Raw genomic sequence first — 14,530 nt, forward strand, 5'->3', positions numbered from 1 at the left:
TCACACCGGCACCGCGAACAGGCGGATCAGCACCTCCACCGCGGGCTGCTCCACGGCGGCCAGTTCGTCGGGAAAGCCCGCGCTGATCGGCCCGAGCACCAGTTCCTCGATCGCCCCGACCGCCGCGGTGAACATCGGCCCCGGCACCGCGGGCCAGTCCGGGTGGATCTCCCGCGCCCGCGCGTGCCACTCCCGCAGGATATCGGCGATCCGCTCGTACCCGGCATTACGCAGCGCCAGCCCGAGCGGCCCCATGCCCGGCAGCTCCACGATCAGGCAGCGCGTGAATTCCGGTTCGGCGGCGCATAATTCGAGATACTTCCGCACCCGCCACCGCACCAGGTCGAGCGGTTCGACCGCCTCCCGCGGCGGCTCCAGCGCGGCGAACACCACCTCGGCCCCCGCCGTCGCCGCCGCCAGGAAACACTCCTGCTTGTGCTCGAAGTGCTGATAGAACTCCCGCCGCGAAACCCGCGCGCACGCAACGATATCCGCGACCGTCGACCCCGCGTACCCCTTCTCCGCCACCACCGAGATCACCCCCCGCAACAACCGCCCCCGCTGCTCCGCCCGCACCTGCTCGGCGGGCAAACTGCTCCGCCCCCGCGGCAACCCCGGACGCGACGCGTCGTAGACGCCCGACAACTGCGTCACACCCACGCCTCCCCACACCTAGACCATTGACCGATATTCTATGCGCGCGAAGACATCCGGCCACCTGAGCCGGGGAGGTGGGCCAAGACGTCCCGGCGGGTGGCGCGCATGTGGGCGGCGGCCAGGTCGGCCGCGCGGGCGGCGTCTCCGGTCGCCACCGCCTCGGTGATGGCGGCGTGTTCGCCGAAGATGCGGTGGCCGTCGCCGCTGTGCCGGAGCAGGCATTGCACCCGGCCGCGCAGCGGGGTGATGAGGCCGTCGAGGACGTCGTTACCGGCCAGCCGCGAAATCTCCTCGTGCAGGGCCATATTGACGCCGTCGGAGACGGGGCGGCCACCGCCGTCGAGTTCGGCGCGACCGGCCTCCAGCAGATCCCGGAGCCGCCGCGCGCCCGCCGGGGTGATGGCCTCCGCGGCCTGGCGGGTTGCGAGCGCCTCGAGCGTCTCGCAGACGTCGAACAGGTGCGCCACCGAGGCCGGATCCAGGGCGCGCACCCGGACCTGCCGGTTGTGGACGGTGACGTAGCCCTCCGCCTCCAGCATCCGGATGGCCTCCCGGATCGGCACCCGCGAAATCCCCAGCGCCGCAGCGATATCCTGCTCGTACAGGCGCATGCCGGGAGCCAGCCGGCCGTCGACGACCCAGTCGCGCATCAGGTCACGCACGCGGGCGCGCAGCGGCGGGAGACCCGGCCCGCACCGGTGCAGCGCGACGCGCGTCCCGGCCGGGATCCTCGGAAGTCGCGCGTGACCGGGAACGGCTGCCTGAAGCGTCATATATCAGTGCTAACAGAAATATGCTAATTGTTCGCGCCATTCACGTTTCCATCGTGTTTCCGACAGCGTATACCTGGCGAAGTATACTTCGATATTCGTTGACTTCCGCATTCGCCAATTCCGAGAATATCGGCATCGAGATTTTCGGAGGAGCGCATTTTCATGATGAGGGAGTCAGCCGCCCGGGTGGGCCCCGACCGCGACCTGATCGGCCACGGGCGGCGCGGCGCGGCGGTGCGCTGGCCGCGAGATTCGCGCCTAGCGGTATGCCTGATCGTCAACTACGAATCGGGTGCGGAGGCGTCCTACTGGGCGGGTGACGGCCGCAACGAACCGCCGCAGGAATTCGGCTATCCGCAGCCGCCGATCCGCGATCTCGGCAACGAGTCGATCTTCGAATACGGCAGCCGGACCGGAGTGTGGCGATTGCAGCGCATACTCGATCACTACCAGCTCCAGGCGACCTTCCACGGCTGTGCGCGCGCCTTCGAACTCGCGCCCGAGGTCGGCGCGTACATCGCCGAGGCCGGGCACGAGGTCTGCGCGCACGGCTGGCGGTGGGAGGACGTCAGCCGGCTGCCGCGCGAGGTCGAGCGCGAGCACATCGCCCGCGCCGTGGCCTCGATCGAGAAGACCTGCGGCCACCGCCCGGTCGGCTGGTACAGCAAGTGCCCGCCCTCGCTCAGCACCCGCGAACTCCTCGTCGAGGAGGGCGGATTCCGGTACGACAGCGATTCTTTCGCCGACGACGTCCCGTATTTCACGCGGGTCGGCGAAAAACGTCATCTGGTGATTCCGTATTCCTTCGTCACCAACGACTCGCTTTTCCATCCGGGACAGGCGTATTCGTCTCCGTCGGATTTTCTGGACAGTTGCCGCCGCACCTTCGACATGCTGTGGGAGGAGGGCGACCGGCGGCCGCAGATGATGTCGGTCGGGCTGCATCCGAGGCTCGCCGGGCAACCCGGCCGGGCCCACGCCCTGCGCGAATTCCTGGAGCACTGCCTGGGGAAGGGCTCGGTGTGGTTCGCGCGCAAGGCCGATATCGCGCAGTGGTGGTACGAGCACGGGGAGGCGGCGTGACCGCCCTACCGACTCGGCTCGACGCCGAGGCGCTCGCGCCGTTCACCCGCCGCCGCGTCGTCTACACCTCGGCGGTCGCCTTCCTGGCCTGGACGATGGCCGTCTACGACCAGATCACCTTCGGCAATCTGCTGCCGACGATCCAGGACGATTTCGGCTGGTCGTCGAGCACCGCGTCCTATGTGGCGACGGCGGTCTCGGCGGGTTCGGTGGTCATCGCCCTCGCGGCGGGTCCGCTGATCGACCGGCTCGGACGCCGTCCCGCGCTGCTGATCACCACCTCGGGCGCCGCCGTCAGCTCCGGGCTGGCCGCCGCGGCGATGGGCCCGGTCAGCCTGGTGCTGACCCGCGCGCTGTCCGGCTTCGGCGCGGCCGAACAGTCGGTCAACGCCGCCTACCTCAACGAGATCTACGGTCCCCGGCGCAAGGGGCTCATGTACGCGGTGGTGCAGGCGGGGTGGCCGGTCGGCGTGATGCTCTCGGCGGGTCTGGCCGCGCTGCTGGAGCCGGTGATCGGATGGCGCGGCGTCTTCGCGGTGGCGACGTTCCCGCTGCTGGTCATCCTCGTGCTGCGGACCGGGCTGCGGGAGTCGCCGCATTTCCTCAAGGTCCGTCGGTTACGCGAATTACGGTCCGCCGGAGCCGAATCCGAGGCCGCGGAACTCGCCCGGACCTGGAATATGCAGCAGCCCGGCACCGGCCGCGTCACCTATCTCGAGCTGTTCCGGGGCCGGCTGCGCGGGCCGACGCTGTTCCTGTGCCTGGCGTTCTTCGTCAAGCTGATCGCCGATTCACAGCTGACCGTCCTGGCCACCACGGTGCTGCGGGACGTCAAGGGCGTCTCGGTGACCGGCGCCCTGTGGATGGTCGTCGTCGCCAATCTGGTCGCGGTCGCGGGATATCTGGCACTCGGCCGGCTGGGCGATCGGATCGGCCGACGCGAGACGGTGATCGCGGCGCAGCTGGCCGCCGCGTGCCTCACGGCCTATCTGATCTTCGGGGCGCACAGCGGCGCCGCTGTCGTGGCGGCGTATTCGGCGACGCTGTTCTGTGCCCAGGGCGCGGCGGCTCCGCTGTTCACGTATCTCGGCGAGGTGTTCCCGACCCGAGTGCGCGGCAGCGGCGCGGCCCTGGTCGGCGCGGTCGGGCCGCTCGGCGGGATCTTCGGTCCGCTGCTGTACGGCGGATTGCAGGACGCCGGGTGGAGCGCGACCGCCGCGGCGGGGTCGGGGGTCGTGGCCTGCGCCGTGGCCGGTGTGCTGATGTTCGGGTCGCCGCGCGTGCGGCCCGGCAGCCCCCTCGAGGGGAGTGCGTGATGGCCGTCGACTACGCCGCGCACTGCCGCCGCCTGCTGCGAGAGGTCGCCGCGGGCCGGGTCACCCTCCGGCTCGCGGACGACACGGGATTTCCCGCTCTGGTCGCCGAGGAATGCGCGCCCGGGGTGCCGTCGATGCGGACCGCGACCGCCGTCAACCCCGCCGACTTTCCCACCTACCGCCATCTGGTCGAGACCGGAGATCTGCTCGTCCAGACCGACACCCGGACACATCCGATCCGGCCACCCGACTCGCTGATCGACGAATTGCGCGTCTACGCACAGATTCTCGCGCCGATCCGCCGCGGCGGCGCGACCGTCGGCACGATCTCCGTGCACATCCAGGACCATCCCCGCCGGTTCTCCGAATCGGATATCGCCGCCGTGCGCGCCTGCCGGGACCGTATCGAGGCCGCGCTCGCCGGCTGATCCTCCGAGGAGTTGTCTTGTCCGAACCACCATCGCTCAGCGCCCGCCTGCACAATCCGGATCTCGCACCCGCGACCACCCGGGAATGGAGCGGATACAGCGTCTTCGCGCTGTGGATGTCGGTGCTGCACAACGTCGGCGCCTACACCTTCGCCATCGGTTTCTTCTTCCGCGGGCTGAGTACCTGGGCCGTACTCGCCGCGATGGCCGTCGCCCTGGTCGTCGTCTATCTGCTGATGAATCTCAGCGGCGCGATCGGGCAGCGCACCGGCGTCCCGTATCCGGTCGTGGCCCGGATCGGGTTCGGCGTCTTCGGCGCCAACCTGCCCGCGCTGGTCCGGGGCGTGCTGGCAGTGTTCTGGTACGGCGTGCAGACCTACCTCGGCTCGGTGGCGATCTCGGCGCTGGCGCTGCGGCTGCTGCCCGGGCTCGCGTCGTGGAACGAGCATGGGCTGCTGGGGCTTTCGGCCCTCGGCTGGTGCTGCTTCCTCGCGCTGTGGGCGGTGCAGTTGCTGGTCGTGCGGCACGGCATGGAGGCCGTGCGCCGGTATCAGAACTGGGCCGGGCCGGCGGTCTACCTGGTGATGTTCCTGCTGCTGGGGTGGGTGCTGGTCCGCACCGGCGGCGCTCCGGGGTTCGAGGTCTCGGCGGAGCGGGTGCACGGCGGTTCGGCCGTCCTCCAGTTCGCCTCGATCGTGGGCCTGATTGTCGCGTTCTTCGGCACGTTCCTGCTCAATATCAGCGATTTCACCCGATCGAGCCCGTCCCCGCGGTCCATGCGGCGGGCGAATCTGTGGGGCCTGCCGGTGAACTTCCTGGTGTTCGCCGTGACGGTCGCGGTGGTGACCACCGGCAGCGCGACGCTGTTCGGCGAGGCGGTCACCGATCCGATCGAACTCGTGCAGCGCATCGACAACACGCCCGTGCTGGTCTTCGCGACGCTCGTGTTCACGGTGGCCACCGTCGGCGTCAATGTGGCGGCGAACGTGGTCTCGCCCGCCTTCGACTTCTCCAATATCGCGCCGCGGTACATCACCTTCGAGCGGGGCGGGGTGATCGCGGCGATCGGGTCGATCCTGGTGTGCCCGTGGGCGTTGTATTCCAGCCCCGTGGTGGTCGACTACTTCATCGGCGGTCTCGGCGCGCTGCTCGGGCCGCTGTTCGGGGTGATCGTCACGGACTTCTACCTGGTCCGCCGTGGGCGGGTGGATGTGGCGGCCCTCTATGTCGAGGGTGCGGGGCCGTATTGGTATCGGCGCGGGGTGAATCCGCGCGCCATGGCGGCGGCCGCGCTCGGCGCGGTGGTCGCGATACCGGTCGCGTTGCTTCCGGCATGGCATGCGGCCGCGCCCTTTTCGTGGGCATTGGGTGCGGCGCTCGCCGCCGCGGCGTACCTCGCGATGGGCCGGGGCGCCACGGTCGGCACGGAACCGGAAGCCGCACATGCCTGATGGCACGGAATCGAGGCCACGAATGCCCGACGGCACAGTCGGCACGGAAAGAAGGGCGGCACATGCCTGATTCGGGCGATGCGCACGTGAACGCGGGACCGCGGCGGGACTTCGTCGGCTACGGCCCGGTCCCGCCCCGGGTGGTGTGGCCGGGCGGGGCGCGGATCGCCGTCAGCCTGGTGGTGAACTACGAGGCGGGCGCGGAGTACAGCTTCGCCGCGGGCGACGGGCGGCGGGAAGCGGTGGGCGAGTTCGGCGTCGCCATCAATCCGACCCGGCCCGGTATCCGGGACCTGTGCGTCGAGTCCACCTTCGAATACGAAAGCCGTTCGGGCACTTGGCGACTGGCGCGACTCCTGGACGAGTACGGCCTGCCCGCCACCTTCAACTGCTGCGGCCGCGCCCTCATCGAGAATCCCGCACTCGGCGAGTACCTCGAGACGGCCGGGCACGAGCCGATGGCTCACGGCTGGCGCTGGGAGGAGCCGTGGCGGCTGTCGGAGTCCGAGGAACGCGAGCACATCGCCCGCGCCGTCGCCGATATCGAGACCATCTGCGGCACACGGCCTCTCGGCTGGCACTCCCGCTGTACCCCGTCGATCCACACCCGCGAGCTGGTCGCCGCCGAGGGTGGATTCCTGTACGACTCCGACGCCTACAACGACGATCTGCCCTACTTCACCGATACCGCCGCCGGGCAGCACCTCGTCCTCCCCTACTCCCTGACCTTCAACGACATGCGCTTCGCCTTCCCGGGATACGCCGACCCCACCTCCTTCACCCGGTACCTCACAATGGGTTTCGACGATCTGTGGGAGGAGGGCGCGACCCATCCCAAGATGATGACGATCGGCCTGCACGGCCGCTGGGCCGGAATGCCCGGTCGCGCCCGCGCCTTTCGCGACTTCCTCGACCACGCCCTGTCCCGCGGCGAGGTGTGGTTCGCACGCCGGGCCGACATCGCACGGTGGTGGCTGGAGCACCACCAGGAGTTCGGATGACCGGTCAGGGCTTGCCGTCGAGTGCGATGCGGCGCCAGTGGACCGGTGTCATGCCGTAGGCCGCGCGGAATCGGCGAGTGAAGTGCGTGGCGTCCCGGAAACCGTGCCGATACGCGATCACCGCTATCGTGTGGTGCCTGAGTTCGGGGCGGGCGAGGTCGGCACGGGCACGATGCAGGCGTTGGGAAATGATCCACTGTTCGAGCCGGAGCCCGGCCCGGGCACAGAGTTTGTACAGGTATCGGACCGAGACGTGGTGCGCTCGCGCGATGCGGGTCGCGTCGAGGTTCGGGTCGTCCAGATGCCGGCGTATGTAATGGCGTATCTGGGTGAACAGAATATCGGCCGGCAGCGCCGTACCGTCCGCGGTGCCGCTCCCGGCCGCCGAACCGAGCATGGCGCGCACGATCTCGACACACGCGTCCCCGAGAAAAGATGCGGCCGGGTCGGCATAGAGGGCATCCGCGTCTTCGTCCATGTAGGCCAGCTGCCTGACGAACAGCTGATAGACGGGGCTGGCCTGAAGCTGGGGCATCGCGAGCTGGATCGTATCCGCGGGCAGGGCCAGTTGGTCGAGTGGCACCTCGAGGCCGGTCATCTTGCCGCCGGACCATTCCGCCTCGTACGGCGTATTGAGATCGACGATGAACAGCTGATTCGGTGCGACCGCTTGCCGAACCTCACCCTGGGCCCAGTGGATAGCGGTTTGCCGCAGGTAGATGAGCAGCAGTTTCGGGCTGGGAGACACCCGGATGAGTTTCGGGCTGCGCACGGTCGCGAAACCCGTCACCCGAAGCCGGCTGAAGTTGGTGGCGCCGAGTTCCCAGTTCTCCAGCCTGGCGGAGACCCGGGTGCCCGGCCCGGCGAGTTTCAGGTGCATGGGAGCCGAATTCATCTCCAACGCCGCCGCTGTCAATTCCGCGCGGTCGGTCGCGTCTACGGTCTCGGTGTCGAGTACGAGTGGCATACCGGATCCTTCCGCTGCCGGTACCGAGGTGGGGCGATAATACTGCGCCGACAGATCACACCCCGACGAATTATCCGGCCCTTGACATCCTGACTTTTTAAGCAGAATTGCGCCGTTTACCGTGATCAGGCGTAAGGGTCGGTGATGTCGCGCAGGTGCGTGAGGGCCTCGCGCAGGTTTCGCATGCGCCGCGCGCCCAGATGCGCGGCCCATTCGTCCTGCACGGCGTGGGCGATCTCGTTGGAGTAGTCGGCCATCTCGCGTCCGCGGGGCGAGAGGCGGACGAGGCGGGCGCGGCCGTCGCTCGGATCCGGGGTCCGCTCGACATATCCGGCCCGCTCGAGCTGATCGACGAGGAAACCCGCGGTCTGCTTGGTGACCTGCGCCTGCTCGGCAAGCTCGGTGATGCGGCTCCCCTGCGGCGCGAGCCTGCCGGCCAACCGGCCCTGGGCCACGCTGACATCGCCGTACCCGGCCTCGGCGAGCGCGGCGTAGATCCGCTCCTCCATGGATCGATAGGCGATGAACATCAGCAGACCCACATTCATCTCGTCGTCGGCCATCCCACTCCTTGACTTGGTAAGAGAATCTGACCACACTGGTCAGTGCATCTTACTAATAGTCCGGGCGGCGCCCATCGCCGCCCCGCGTCGCCGAGGAATGCCGTGGACCGCGAAACCTCTTGGCAGGTCATCGAACAGCAGCGGCGTGCGATCGCCGATCTACTCGACGATCTGACCCCGCAGCAGTGGGAGACGCCGTCGCTGTGCGAGGGCTGGCGCGTTCGCGACGTGGCGGCGCATATCGCCCTCACCCCGAATCCGCCGCCGGTGGCAGTCATGCTGCGCACCGGACTGCGCGCCCGCGGCGACTACAACCGGTTCATCCACGAACTCACCACGCGGCACGCGGATCGGCCGGTGGCCGAGCTGGCCGCGAGCATTCGCGAGAACGCGGCCACGCGCCGTCTCCCGAAACTGACCAACTACCGCAACATCCTCTTCGACACCATGGTTCACGGCCAGGACATCGCCATCCCCCTCGGCCGTACCCTCACCATCCCACCCGCCGCGGCCGCCGCCGCGACCGAGCGCGCTGTCCAGATCGGCTGGCCGGTGTGGGACCGCCGCCGCCTCGAGGGAATCCGCCTCTCCGCGACCGATATCGACTGGACCCACGGCGCCGGCGCCGAAATCCGCGGCCCCATCACCGCTCTTCTGCTCCTGGTCACCGGCCGCATCACCGCAGTGCGGGACCAGGTCACCGGTCCGGGCGTCGAGGAACTGACCCGCCGCCATACCGCCGATTCACGCTGATTCGACGGAAAGTTCCCACGGCATCGACAGCGGCAGGGAGCGGGGCGCTCTCACAAATGGGCGCCGGCGGCGGCCGCGGTGACGATGTCGCCGGTGCGTTCGGGCTTGATGGCGGTCACGCAGAGTCTTTCCCAGATCCCGTGATAGGTGTCGAGATCGGGACGGGTGTCGAGTAGTTGTGCGCCGGTGGCGTGGTGGACGTGGACCACGTCGTCGAGGTCGGCGTCGGCGAATCTGAACACCGTGAACGGAACGGTGCTGATAGCCGGGCCGGCGGCGTGGTCGGGCATGATCTGGACACAGATATTGGGGCGCGCCACGGCCTCGGTCAGATGGTCGAGCTGGTCACGCCACACCTGGTGGCTGCCGAGCTGACGCCGCAGGGCGGACTGTTCGATCACGATCCAGACCCTGGGCGGGTCGTCCTCGTCCAGCAGACTCCAGCGCATGTCGTATGCCGCCAGGTGCCGTTCGACTTCGGCCGGATCATCGGGGTAGGTGACGGCGAGGACTTCGCGCGCGTAGCCGGGCGTCTGCAGCAGGCCGGGAATCATTCCCGGGGCGTAACACCGAATGAGCGAGGCGGAATCCTCCAGGACCAGATAGGAATCGAGCCCGCGCGGCAGCAGATCGGAGTCGAACGGCCGGCGACTACTTCGGCCGGCGCGGTAGGCCAGATCCAGGTATTCCGCCCGCGTGCGGACGTCGTCCATTCCGTACAGGCGCAGCAGCCCGGTGACGTCGCTGATGAGAAATCCGGCCTGCCCTGTTTCCAGACGGCTGAGCCTCGACCGCGAGGTTCGTATCGCGTGCGCCGCGACGTCGCCGGTGATGTGGGCCGCCCGGCGAAGGTTCCGCAGTCGTGCGCCGAGCACCCGCCGCAGGACCGCGGGGTCGGCTTCCGGCTCACTTCCGTAGTGAGCGGAGACGGGCGCAGTGCTCATCGATCACTGGCCCTTCCGAATGGAATGGGCAGTCATTGCAATGAGTTTGCCACAGCCGGTCCCACGCCGCCCGGTATCGAGGGCCGACCGAGCCCGAGCAGCCGGTCATGTTTCACCCCTATAGTGAGCGTGACTGAATCGGTATGTGCTGCAGCGGGTTCCGACCGGGCCGAAAGAAGGTAGTTCGTGAGTAACGAAGAAGCGGTGGATCTGGGTCTCGACCGGGCGCACGGCGCTCGGATCTACGACTACATCCTCGGCGGTAAGGACCACTACGAGCCCGATCGCGCCGCCGGCGACGAGTCTCTGCGCGCGTGGCCCGCGCTGCGGACGCATATGCGCGCCAACCGGGCGTTCATGCACCGGGTCGGCCGATTCCTCGCCGCCGAGCGCGGCATCCGCCAGTTCCTCGATATCGGTACCGGCATCCCCACCAAACCGAATCTGCACGAAGTGGTGCAGTCCGTGGCGCCCGACGCGCGAATCGTCTACGTCGACAACGACCCGATCGTGCTCAACCACGCCCACGCGCTCATGGTCGGCACTCCGCAGGGCCGGACCACCTACATCAACGGCGATATGCGCGAGCCGGAGGCCATCCTCGCCGCCCCGCAACTGCGCGAGACCCTCGACCTGAACGAACCCGTCGGGCTGCTGCTCATCGCGATGCTGCATTTCATCGAGGACGACGACGAAGCGCTGCGCGTCGCCCAGCACGTGATCGACATCATCCCGTCGGGAAGCTACTTCGCCGCCACGATCGCCACCGACGACTTCGATCCCGAACCCCTCGCCGCGGTCCGCGACCTCTACCACTCGCACGGGGAAACGCTGAGGTGGCGCACGAAAGCGCAAGCGCAGCGCTTCTTCGACGGCCTCGAACTCGAGGAGCCGGGCCTGGTCCAGATGCACAAGTGGCGCCCCGACCCCGTCGACATCGGCACCATCGCCGACGTCGACATCGCGATGTACGGTGCGGTCGGCCGCAAACCGTAACGGCCGGAAATCCGGGAAAAACACCAGCTCACGTGGCATCGGGGTGGGCACCGATGCTGTACGTGCCCCCGGTCGGGATCGAACCGACACTGGACGGATTTTAAGTCCGCTGCCTCTGCCAATTGGGCTACGGGGGCGCTCGGTCAGCCTACCGAATTTGTACGGGCGTCTCGGAATTCTCCGGAGGGTTTGCTCAGTGGACGCCCTCCATCAGACGGCTGACCCGGGGAGCGAAGAAGTACACGACGATTCCGACGGCTACGGCGACGATGCCGGTGAGGCCGAAGTAGGCGACCTCGTGCGCCGGATCGTAATACTTCGATAACACGCCCGACATCGCGGTACCGAGGCCCACGGAGAAGAAGTAGAGGGCCATCATCTGCGCCCGGAAGGCCTCCGGCGCGAGTTGCGTGGTCACGGCCAGGCCGATCGGCGACAACAGCAGTTCGGAGACCGCGAAGCCGGCCAGGATGAAGAACACCAGCAGCGCGGGGACGGTCTGCCCCTCGAATCCGGCCAGCAGGATGAACAGCAGGAACGACAGGCCCATCCCGATCACGCCGTAGGCGAATTTGTGCGGCGTGGTCGGCGCCCGGTTGCCCAGGCGTGTCCACATGATCGCGAACAGCGGCGAGAGCGTGATCACCCAGACCGGCTCCTCCGAGCCGATCCAGCTCGACGGCGCGGTCCAGCCGAACAGCGACCAGTTCATCCGCTCGTCGGAGTACACGGCGAGCACGGTGAAGATCTGCTGGAACAGCGACCAGAACACCGCGTTGGCGATGAACAGCGGGATGAACGCGCGCACCCGGGTGCGCTCGACGGGCGTCACCTTCGAACTGGTCAGCATCACCGCGAAATAGGCGATCGACGCGACCACGATCACGCCGGTGGTCACATCGGAGAGATTGTCGAGCACCAGCAGGTGGGTGGCGACGGCGGCGGCCACCACCAGAATCAGCGCCGCGACGACGCCGAGTACGGGACCGATCGCGGTGCGCGGCAGCGGGTTCGGCACCGTCCGGCCGGCCGTCCCGAGATTGCGGCGGAACACCACGTACTGCCCCAGCCCCAGCGCCATACCGATCGCGGCCGCGCCGAAGCCGTAGTGGAATCCGGCGTGGGTCTGCAGCAGGCCGGTGAGCAGCGGGCCGACGAAGGCGCCGAGGTTGATGCCGAGATAGAACAGCGTGAAGCCGCCGTCGGCCCGCGCGTCGCCCTTCTCGTAGAGGGTGCCCAGCAGCGAGGAGGCGTTGGCCTTGAGCGCACCGCTGCCGAGCGCCACCAGCACCAGTCCGACGCCGACCCCGAGCAGGTCCGGAATCACCGCCAGGGCGAGATGCCCGGCCACCACGACGACGCCCCCGTAGAGGACGGTGCGCTCCATGCCGAGCACGCGGTCGGCCACCCAGCCGCCCAGCACCGTCGACAGGTACACCAGGCCGCCGTACGCGCCGACGATGCCGGTCGCGGTGGATTTCTCCAGCCCCAGACCGCCGTCGGTGGCCGAGTAGTAGAGGTAGTAGCCCAGGATGGTGACCATCCCGTAGAAGGAGAACCGCTCCCACAGCTCGACGCCGAACAGGTTGACCAGCCCGATGGGGTGCCCGAACACGGTGCGTTCGGCACTCCCCTGGGTCGGGTGGGCAACTCCGGTCATGTGGTCGACCTTTCCATGTCACGCAATTCTCCAGCAACCTGGTGTCGGCCGCTGTGATTCGGCGGCTCCGTGTTTCGGCGCGCCGCCGCAGGGCAGAGACTAACTGGACGCCTGTATCCATGCGACGAATTCCGGTCAGAATGTTCAGGTCGTGAGCAGCATGCACGCATCGTGCCCAAAACAGCCGGTCGAACCTCGACAGAATGCACGACAATCGGCCCGATGCTGTCACGGTGTGACGAGGTTCCCGGGTGCGCTGACCATTCACGCCATATGTCGCGAATGCGCCACCCCTACCGCCACGGGTGGCGACAGCGGGACGCGCTGCGACGCGCGCCGCGCGGGACCACCCGGACCGGTATCCGGCCACGTTGCCGGGGGGAGGTCGCGTATACCCGACTTATCGGCGCCGCAACGGGATTCGGGGAAGCGGATGCGCCGTCAGGCGATGGATGCGGCGATGCCGTCGAGGATGTCGTGCTCGCTCACGATCAGCTCGGCGATGCCCGCGCGGCGTGCCAGCTCGTCGGCGAGGACCTCGGTGATGACCGCCCCGCCACCGATCACGTCGACGCGACCGGGGTGGATCGGACCCACCGCGGCACGCTCGTCGTGGTCCATCGCGATCAGCCGATTACACACCGCGCGTACCTCGTCGAAGCTCAAGCGCGTGAGATGCACCTTCTCCGAATCGTATTCGGGCAAATCGAGCGCAACCGCCGCGAGGGTGGTCATGGTGCCGGCGACGCCGACCCAGGTGCGGGCCCGCCCCACCGGCACCACGCCGAATGCCTGGGCTAAGCGCTGGGATGCGAAAAACCGTGCGGAGGCGACCTCTTCGGGCGTGGGCGGGTTGCCGTGCAGGCACCGCTCGGTGATGCGGACGCAGCCGATATCGGCGGAGTAGGCCGCCTCGACGCCGTCGGCGCTGCCCAGCACCACCTCCGTCGACCCGCCGCCGAGATCGACGACGACGAAAGGTCCTTCCGCACCGGACAATTCGCCGACCGCACCGGCGAACGACAGCCGGGCCTCCTCGTCGCCGGTGATCACCTCGGCCTGTGCGCCGGGCGTCACGCGGCCCAATTCCGTTGCGGCCATGGTGAAGAAGTCGTCGCGATTGCGGGCGTCGCGGGTGGCGGAGGTGGCGACCATGCGCACCCGCGTCACGCCGGCGTCCACCATCCGGTCCACGTAGTCGTGCAGGGCGACCCGGGTGCGTTCGATCGCCTCCGGATTCAGCTCGCCGGTGGCGTCGACGCCCTTGCCGAGGCGCACGATCCGCATCTCCCGGTGCACGTCGGTCAATCGCTTGCCGTCGCCCACATCGGCGATCAGCAACCGGATCGAATTCGTGCCGCAATCGACGGCGGCCACCCGGTCACTCATCGCTGTCCCTCCGGTAATTCTCGTATTTCGGCCAGTCTGCCGGAACGGCCGTGCCGCGCAAGCCGGTATCGGCCGCCAGCGCCACCGCCTCGTCGCCGAGCGGATTCACCCCGGGGCCCTTCGCCAGGGCGTGCGCCATCAGGACGTGCAGGCATTTCACCCGGTCGGGCATGCCGCCGCCGCTGAAATCGGTGCCCAGCGATTCGATGGCGTCGCGCTCGGCGAGATAGCTCGCGTGCGCCGCCCGGTAGCCCTCGGCCAAGCCCGCGTCCGTGCCCAGGCGTTCGGTCATGCCCCTCATCAGCCCGGCCGCCTCCTGCCTGCTCGCCTCCGCGGTCAGCCGCGGATCGGTCAGGTAGTACAGCGTCGGGAACGGCGTGCCGTCGGGCAGTCGCGGCGCGGTCTTCACCACGGCCGGTTGCCCGTCCGGTGTCCGGTAGGCGATGGCGAGCACCCCGCGCGGCTCCCGCCCCAGCTGCCGCGCGACGATCTCGAGATCGGCCGGGTCGGGCGCCGTGCTCACCGCTGTCGCAGAGACACTCTCGGCAG

Annotated in this window: 15 protein-coding genes and 1 tRNA gene; 7 read left to right on the forward strand and 9 right to left on the reverse strand. The window is 68.5% G+C overall.

The window, feature by feature from the left end; translation table 11 throughout:
• Together ON41_RS26600 and ON41_RS26605 are read right to left on the reverse strand one after the other, a co-directional pair.
• Window positions 1-654, reverse strand: coding sequence for a TetR/AcrR family transcriptional regulator (locus ON41_RS26600; protein WP_169336515.1), 654 nt, complete (start codon window positions 652-654; stop codon window positions 1-3).
• Between the two features lie 38 nt (window positions 655-692).
• Complete coding sequence (locus ON41_RS26605; RefSeq protein ID WP_083905664.1) at window positions 693-1,430, reverse strand: GntR family transcriptional regulator; 738 nt, start codon at window positions 1,428-1,430, stop codon at window positions 693-695.
• A gap of 162 nt (window positions 1,431-1,592) precedes the next feature.
• Between ON41_RS26605 and ON41_RS26610 the strand changes: the two genes are divergently transcribed.
• The 5 genes from ON41_RS26610 to ON41_RS26630 all read left to right on the forward strand — a co-directional run bounded on the left by ON41_RS26610 (window position 1,593) and on the right by ON41_RS26630 (window position 6,709).
• On the forward strand, window positions 1,593-2,513 hold the full coding sequence (locus ON41_RS26610; protein ID WP_051162542.1) for a polysaccharide deacetylase family protein: 921 nt from the start codon (window positions 1,593-1,595) through the stop codon (window positions 2,511-2,513).
• Window positions 2,510-3,829, forward strand: coding sequence for an MFS transporter (locus ON41_RS26615; protein ID WP_040750559.1), 1,320 nt, complete (start codon window positions 2,510-2,512; stop codon window positions 3,827-3,829). The genes ON41_RS26610 and ON41_RS26615 overlap by 4 nt, the downstream gene beginning before the upstream one ends.
• Window positions 3,829-4,257: a GAF domain-containing protein gene (locus tag ON41_RS40635; protein ID WP_040750560.1), complete on the forward strand. Its 429-nt coding sequence runs from the start codon at window positions 3,829-3,831 to the stop codon at window positions 4,255-4,257. Before ON41_RS26615 ends, ON41_RS40635 begins: the two co-directional genes overlap by 1 nt.
• Before the next feature lie 17 nt (window positions 4,258-4,274).
• Window positions 4,275-5,708, forward strand: coding sequence for an NCS1 family nucleobase:cation symporter-1 (locus tag ON41_RS26625; protein ID WP_040750562.1), 1,434 nt, complete (start codon window positions 4,275-4,277; stop codon window positions 5,706-5,708).
• Between the two features lie 62 nt (window positions 5,709-5,770).
• The gene (locus ON41_RS26630; protein ID WP_051162544.1) at window positions 5,771-6,709 is read left to right on the forward strand and encodes a polysaccharide deacetylase family protein; all 939 of its coding nucleotides are present in this window, start codon (window positions 5,771-5,773) and stop codon (window positions 6,707-6,709) included.
• Window positions 6,710-6,713: 4 nt separating this feature from the next.
• Here ON41_RS26630 and ON41_RS26635 read toward each other — a convergent pair whose 3' ends face one another.
• Complete coding sequence (locus ON41_RS26635) at window positions 6,714-7,676, reverse strand: AraC family transcriptional regulator (protein WP_040750563.1); 963 nt, start codon at window positions 7,674-7,676, stop codon at window positions 6,714-6,716.
• Window positions 7,677-7,801: 125 nt separating this feature from the next.
• Window positions 7,802-8,239 (reverse strand): MarR family winged helix-turn-helix transcriptional regulator, encoded by a 438-nt coding sequence (locus ON41_RS26640; protein ID WP_040750564.1) that lies wholly within the window; start codon window positions 8,237-8,239, stop codon window positions 7,802-7,804.
• A gap of 102 nt (window positions 8,240-8,341) precedes the next feature.
• On the opposite strand from ON41_RS26640, the gene ON41_RS26645 reads away from it, so the two are divergent.
• Window positions 8,342-8,992, forward strand: coding sequence for a maleylpyruvate isomerase family mycothiol-dependent enzyme (locus tag ON41_RS26645; RefSeq protein WP_040750565.1), 651 nt, complete (start codon window positions 8,342-8,344; stop codon window positions 8,990-8,992).
• 50 nt (window positions 8,993-9,042) lie between these two features.
• Here the strand turns inward: ON41_RS26645 and ON41_RS26650 are convergent, their stop codons facing one another.
• Complete coding sequence (locus tag ON41_RS26650; RefSeq protein WP_040750566.1) at window positions 9,043-9,936, reverse strand: helix-turn-helix domain-containing protein; 894 nt, start codon at window positions 9,934-9,936, stop codon at window positions 9,043-9,045.
• 186 nt (window positions 9,937-10,122) lie between these two features.
• On the opposite strand from ON41_RS26650, the gene ON41_RS26655 reads away from it, so the two are divergent.
• Window positions 10,123-10,932 carry an SAM-dependent methyltransferase gene (locus ON41_RS26655; protein ID WP_040750567.1) on the forward strand — a complete coding sequence of 270 codons (810 nt, stop codon included), beginning with the start codon at window positions 10,123-10,125 and terminating at the stop codon, window positions 10,930-10,932.
• 63 nt (window positions 10,933-10,995) lie between these two features.
• Here the strand turns inward: ON41_RS26655 and ON41_RS26660 are convergent.
• The 4 genes from ON41_RS26660 to ON41_RS26675 form a co-directional block, all read right to left on the reverse strand.
• A tRNA-Leu gene (locus tag ON41_RS26660) sits at window positions 10,996-11,069 on the reverse strand.
• 56 nt (window positions 11,070-11,125) lie between these two features.
• Window positions 11,126-12,592: a peptide MFS transporter gene (locus tag ON41_RS26665; protein WP_040750568.1), complete on the reverse strand. Its 1,467-nt coding sequence runs from the start codon at window positions 12,590-12,592 to the stop codon at window positions 11,126-11,128.
• A gap of 441 nt (window positions 12,593-13,033) precedes the next feature.
• Window positions 13,034-13,981: a Ppx/GppA phosphatase family protein gene (locus tag ON41_RS26670; protein ID WP_040750569.1), complete on the reverse strand. Its 948-nt coding sequence runs from the start codon at window positions 13,979-13,981 to the stop codon at window positions 13,034-13,036.
• Entirely contained in the window at window positions 13,974-14,504 is a 531-nt protein-coding gene (locus ON41_RS26675) for a DUF501 domain-containing protein (protein WP_040750570.1), read from the reverse strand. The genes ON41_RS26670 and ON41_RS26675 overlap by 8 nt, the downstream gene beginning before the upstream one ends.
• Window positions 14,505-14,530 lie beyond the last annotated feature (26 nt).

Origin of the sequence: Nocardia transvalensis NBRC 15921 (assembly GCF_000308875.1) — a bacterium.
Taxonomy (GTDB): domain Bacteria; phylum Actinomycetota; class Actinomycetes; order Mycobacteriales; family Mycobacteriaceae; genus Nocardia; species Nocardia transvalensis.

Bases quoted from the DNA above. Each gene is read 5' to 3' on its own strand.
- ON41_RS26605 (WP_083905664.1), bottom strand. From the start codon at position 1,430: ATGACGCTTCAGGCAGCCGTTCCCGGTCACGCGCGACTTCCGAGGATC.
- ON41_RS26610 (WP_051162542.1), top strand. From the start codon at position 1,593: ATGATGAGGGAGTCAGCCGCCCGGGTGGGCCCCGACCGCGACCTGATC.
- ON41_RS40635 (WP_040750560.1), top strand. From the start codon at position 3,829: ATGGCCGTCGACTACGCCGCGCACTGCCGCCGCCTGCTGCGAGAGGTC.
- ON41_RS26630 (WP_051162544.1), top strand. From the start codon at position 5,771: ATGCCTGATTCGGGCGATGCGCACGTGAACGCGGGACCGCGGCGGGAC.
- ON41_RS26635 (WP_040750563.1), bottom strand. From the start codon at position 7,676: ATGCCACTCGTACTCGACACCGAGACCGTAGACGCGACCGACCGCGCG.
- ON41_RS26640 (WP_040750564.1), bottom strand. From the start codon at position 8,239: ATGGCCGACGACGAGATGAATGTGGGTCTGCTGATGTTCATCGCCTAT.
- ON41_RS26650 (WP_040750566.1), bottom strand. From the start codon at position 9,936: ATGAGCACTGCGCCCGTCTCCGCTCACTACGGAAGTGAGCCGGAAGCC.
- ON41_RS26665 (WP_040750568.1), bottom strand. From the start codon at position 12,592: ATGACCGGAGTTGCCCACCCGACCCAGGGGAGTGCCGAACGCACCGTG.
- ON41_RS26670 (WP_040750569.1), bottom strand. From the start codon at position 13,981: ATGAGTGACCGGGTGGCCGCCGTCGATTGCGGCACGAATTCGATCCGG.